This window comes from Vibrio fujianensis (assembly GCF_002749895.1).
GTDB lineage: Bacteria > Pseudomonadota > Gammaproteobacteria > Enterobacterales > Vibrionaceae > Vibrio > Vibrio fujianensis.
Genome location: NZ_NBUS01000037.1, coordinates 121,951 through 126,686, shown reverse-complemented (window position 1 = coordinate 126,686; position 4,736 = coordinate 121,951). Strand labels below are relative to the sequence as shown.

Below are 4,736 nucleotides of genomic sequence, written 5' to 3'. Positions count from 1 at the left end.
AATGGGCAAGAAGTGGAAATGAGCGGCATCAGCGATAGTACGGCTCGTTTAGCCACCATGTTAGATAATTTGGAAAAATCGCCACAGTTATCGGAAGTGGGCATGCATTCGATTGTATCGGGCAACCGTCGTTTTGGTAAACAGTTTCAGAGCTTCAAAGTCTCTTTCTTATTCCATGCTTCCGAGCAAGTGGCTTTAAAACCGGTCAAGGAGGTAGGAACTCATGACTAAGGCGCGTGACCTCGATTTTGACGAGTTAATGGAATGGCCTAGAACGGCTCAGTTGGTGGTTATCGCATTACTGATCATCGTCATTCAAGCGGTGGGATATTGGTTTTATCTCTTACCGAAACAAGAAACGTTAGAGGGATTAAAGCAGCAAGAGCAAACACTAAAATCGACTGTTCGAATCAAGGCCAGTAAAGTCGCTGCCTTACCCCAATTACAGGCACAACTCAATGAATTGAGCGAGCGTTACGATTATTTATTACGTCAATTACCCGTTCAACAAGAGTTAGCCAGTATGTTGGCGTCGGTGAATGAGTTAGGTCTGCAAAATTCGCTCACCTTCACTCGAATTGATTGGGGGGAAAAACTCAACCAAGAATTCCTCTATCGGCTTCCACTCAATATTGAGTTGACCGGAAATTATCATAACATTGGCGATTTTTCGGAAGCCATTGCCAAACTGCCGAGAATAATTAGCTTTGAAGATGTTGATTGGCAAAGAGTCAGCCAAGAAAGTAGCACATTACACTTCAGGGTTCGCGCATACACTTACCAGTTTAAAGCGGAGGTGAGCGATGAAAAATAGGTTCTGTTTTCTTCTAGGTGGGGTATGTGCTTGGTTATTGGTTGGATGCCAGGCGAATGATGACTCCCTCGATGATTATTTACGCATGGTTGAGCTAGAAACGCAAAAACAAGTCACTCAGCTTGCGCCCGCCGTTCATTTTCAAGCTTTTCATTATGGGCAACACGGTAAGCGAGAGCCATTTGTCTTGCCACAAGAAGCGCTAGTACAAAATCAGTCGGTAACCAAGTCTGATTGTTGGCAACCTGCCGCTCGCAATAAGAGTGGTGCTTTAGAACGTTATCCTCTTAATCAGTTGCGTTTAAGAGGTGTGATCAGTAGTGGCGGTCATATTTCCGCTCTCATTCAGACGCCGAATGGTACCGTCGTTAATGTAAAAGCTGGGCAGTATATCGGTTTAAATAATGGCCGAATTACTCGGGTTGCCGATAATTATTTGCTGATAAAAGAAACCTTGCCAGATGGTCTAGGGTGTTGGAATCAGCGCAATGTCAAATTGGCTTTAAAGTAAGTTTTTCAGTGTAGAGACCTAACTATGATTAAAGGATTAAATTCAACCATGGTACGTAATATGCGTTATCTGTGTATTGGGATATGGATGCTGTTAGCAACCAGTGTTGTGGCTAGCGAATTATCACAAGCAAATCAGTTAAAAAATATTGATTTTCGTTTAAATAAAGATAAAGCGGCCGTTTTAGTGGTTGAGCTGGCTTCTCCCTCTACAGTGGTGGATGTACAAAAAACAGAGCCAGGGCTAGCGATTGAACTGCTTAAAACCGATGTCGCAGATGATCAACTCTACCTACTAGATGTGAAAGACTTTGCGACCGCTGTTGAGAGTGTTGAGGTTTTTCGTCAAGAGCCGAGTACTTTACTGCAAGTGACTATTCAAGGGCCGTTTAAGTATGATTATGCCTTACGAGGAAAATACTTAGAGGTTGTTATTACTGAACTCAAACAAGCAGAACCAACACCACCTCCAAGCTTGATGGAAAAGCAAGGCAAGCTGATTTCCATTAACTTTCAAGACATTCCAGTACGAAATGTTTTACAGTTGATTGCGGATTATAACCAATTCAATTTGGTGGTTTCCGATTCGGTCACAGGAAACTTAACCCTTCGCTTAGATGGTGTGCCTTGGCAGCAAGTGCTGGATATTATTTTACAAGTTAAAGGGCTCGATAAGCGAGTCGATGGCAGTGTTATTCTTGTGGCACCGAAAGAAGAGTTAGATTTAAGAGAGAAGCAGCAATTAGAAAAAGCGCGGTTGGCGGAAGAATTAGGTGATTTACAGTCCGATATTATTAAAGTGCATTTTGCCAAAGCCTCCGATATCGCGGAAATGATAGGTGGAAGTGGCGCGGTAAATATGCTCTCTGAGCGCGGTTCGATTAGTATCGATGAGCGAACCAACGCACTGTTGATCCGTGAGTTGCCGGAAAATATTAAAGTGATTCGTGAAATCATTGCATCGCTCGATATCCCAGTCAAACAGGTTCAGATTGAAGCCCGAATTGTTACGGTGAATGAGGGTAATTTGGACGAATTAGGGATCCGATGGGGGATGTCATCGAAAAACGGTAGCCATACGGTGGGCGGATCAATTGAAGGAAATATGAATACGATAGGTTTATATGAACCGGAAGATGGTACCGAAGGGATCAATAATTTCTTGAACGTGAATTTGGGAGCCACGGCTGCTAACGCCTCAAGCATTGCTTTTCAGGTTGCTAAACTTGGCTCTGGTACTTTGCTGGATCTCGAACTATCGGCGATGCAACGTGAATCGAAAGCGGAGATCATTTCTAGCCCACGCTTGATCACTACCAATAAAAAACCAGCTTACATTGAACAAGGGACAGAAATACCCTATTTAGAATCATCTTCCAGTGGCGCAACGACAGTGGCGTTTAAAAAAGCGGTGCTCAGTTTAAAAGTTACACCGCAAATTACTCCGGATAACCGGTTGGTGCTGGATTTAAGTGTCACACAAGACCGTCCTGGTGATGTGGTTAAAACTGGAACGGGGGAGGCCGTGGCGATTAATACCCAACGGATTGGCACGCAAGTTTTAGTCAATAATGGAGAAACGGTTGTGCTTGGTGGTATTTTTCAACATAGTCTGACTAATACCATAGATAAAGTGCCATTATTGGGAGACTTACCGTTTCTTGGTGCGCTATTTCGTCGTAGTTATCAGCAATTGGGCAAAAGTGAGTTACTCATTTTCGTGACACCCAAGGTGGTAATTCAATGACTTAGCGTCATTGTTCTCGCTAAAGTGAAATTAAAGTTGCATTAGTGGCACCTTATCTAGATAATTTCGGGTCTTATCACGAATTATCTGTGAGGAATCGGTGCCACAAGCATTCCCATCGCTAACATTAGTATGGCGAACTTTGTGGCGATGTCATTGAATTAACGTTGTAAATTACTGCTAAACATGGCTGAGAAACGCAATATTTTTCTTGTCGGCCCAATGGGTGCTGGCAAAAGTACAATTGGTAGACACTTAGCTCAACAACTGCATATGGAGTTTGTTGATTCTGATACTGTCATTGAAGAGCGCACCGGCGCAGATATCGCTTGGGTATTTGATGTTGAAGGTGAAGAAGGCTTCCGTAAACGTGAAGAAGCGGTGATCAATGATCTCACTGAAGAACAAGGTATTGTTCTCGCCACGGGTGGCGGTTCGGTGATGAGCAAAGAAAATCGCAATCGCCTTTCTGCTCGTGGTGTGGTTGTTTACTTAGAAACCACGATCGAAAAACAATTAGCACGGACTAACCGTGATAAAAAACGTCCGTTGCTGCAAACGGATAACCCTCGTGAAGTTTTAGAAGCACTGGCTGGTGAACGTAATCCGCTGTATGAAGAAATTGCGGATATTACTGTACGTACCGACGATCAAAGTGCAAAAGTGGTAGCCAACCAGATCGTAAAAATGCTAGAAGAACATTAACCAGTTCTTTTATTTGGAGTGCAAACCATGGAACGGATTACGGTCAGTTTAGGTGAGCGTAGCTACCCCATCTCAATTGGTGCCGGATTATTTAATAATCCGGCCCTTCTTCCTCTTTCTGCAAAACAACACGTGTTGGTGATCACTAACCACACGGTTGCTCCGTTATATGCAAAACGTATTCTTTCGTTACTTGAACAGCGAGGCTGTTTATCCGCAGTGTTAGAATTGCCTGATGGTGAGCAGTATAAAAGTCTAGCAACGTTTAATACCATCATGAGTTATTTGCTGGAGCATAATTATAGCCGTGATGTAACGGTTATTGCGTTGGGTGGAGGCGTGATAGGGGATTTGGTCGGTTTTGCTGCGGCCTGTTATCAGCGAGGGATCGACTTTATTCAAATACCTACCACATTATTGGCTCAAGTAGACTCTTCTGTTGGTGGAAAAACCGCGGTAAACCACCCTTTGGGTAAAAATATGATAGGCGCGTTTTATCAACCCAAAGCTGTCATTATTGATACTCAGTGCTTAAGCACGCTACCAGCACGTGAATTTGCTGCTGGAATGGCTGAGGTGATCAAATATGGCATTATTTATGATCACGATTTCTTCGTCTGGTTAGAAGAGCATATGGAAGCCTTATATGCGTTAGATGAGCAAGCACTATCCTATGCCATTGCTCGCTGCTGCCAAATTAAAGCGGAAGTGGTGGCTTTGGATGAAAAAGAATCAGGCATTCGCGCGTTACTTAATTTAGGCCATACCTTTGGTCATGCGATTGAAGCCGAGCTGGGCTATGGGTGTTGGTTACATGGTGAAGCCGTTGCTGCTGGTACCATGATGGCGACCGTGACAGCACAATTACAAGGGTTGATTACTGAGCAGCAGCAAGCGCGTATCCGTGCCATACTGGAAAGAGCACATCTGCCAGTACACACCCCTGAAAGCATGACGTTT

The 4,736-nt window shown here is 43.8% G+C and carries 5 protein-coding genes and 1 pseudogene; all 6 read left to right on the top strand.

Translation table 11 applies throughout. The features are described 5' to 3' along the window. On the top strand, positions 1-231 hold a 231-nt coding region (locus tag B7C60_RS17750; RefSeq protein ID WP_245868495.1), incomplete at its 5' end, for a PilN domain-containing protein. Further along, complete coding sequence (locus B7C60_RS03775) at positions 224-814, top strand: type IV pilus inner membrane component PilO (protein WP_099610498.1); 591 nt, start codon at positions 224-226, stop codon at positions 812-814. The genes B7C60_RS17750 and B7C60_RS03775, both read left to right, overlap by 8 nt. Further along, entirely contained in the window at positions 804-1,325 is a 522-nt protein-coding gene (locus tag B7C60_RS03770) for a pilus assembly protein PilP (RefSeq protein ID WP_099610497.1), read from the top strand. The genes B7C60_RS03775 and B7C60_RS03770 overlap by 11 nt, the downstream gene beginning before the upstream one ends. Before the next feature lie 123 nt (positions 1,326-1,448). Next, positions 1,449-3,071, top strand: a pseudogene (locus tag B7C60_RS03765) (type IV pilus secretin PilQ); the annotation flags it as partial. Between the two features lie 186 nt (positions 3,072-3,257). Continuing rightward, the gene (gene aroK, locus B7C60_RS03760; protein ID WP_099610495.1) at positions 3,258-3,776 is read left to right on the top strand and encodes a shikimate kinase AroK; all 519 of its coding nucleotides are present in this window, start codon (positions 3,258-3,260) and stop codon (positions 3,774-3,776) included. A 27-nt stretch (positions 3,777-3,803) separates the two neighbouring features. After that, positions 3,804-4,736 (top strand): 3-dehydroquinate synthase (aroB, locus tag B7C60_RS03755; RefSeq protein WP_245868493.1); only part of this gene is annotated, 933 nt, incomplete at its 3' end.

Bases quoted from the DNA above. Each gene is read 5' to 3' on its own strand.
- B7C60_RS03775 (WP_099610498.1), top strand. From the start codon at position 224: ATGACTAAGGCGCGTGACCTCGATTTTGACGAGTTAATGGAATGGCCT.
- B7C60_RS03770 (WP_099610497.1), top strand. From the start codon at position 804: ATGAAAAATAGGTTCTGTTTTCTTCTAGGTGGGGTATGTGCTTGGTTA.
- aroK (WP_099610495.1), top strand. From the start codon at position 3,258: ATGGCTGAGAAACGCAATATTTTTCTTGTCGGCCCAATGGGTGCTGGC.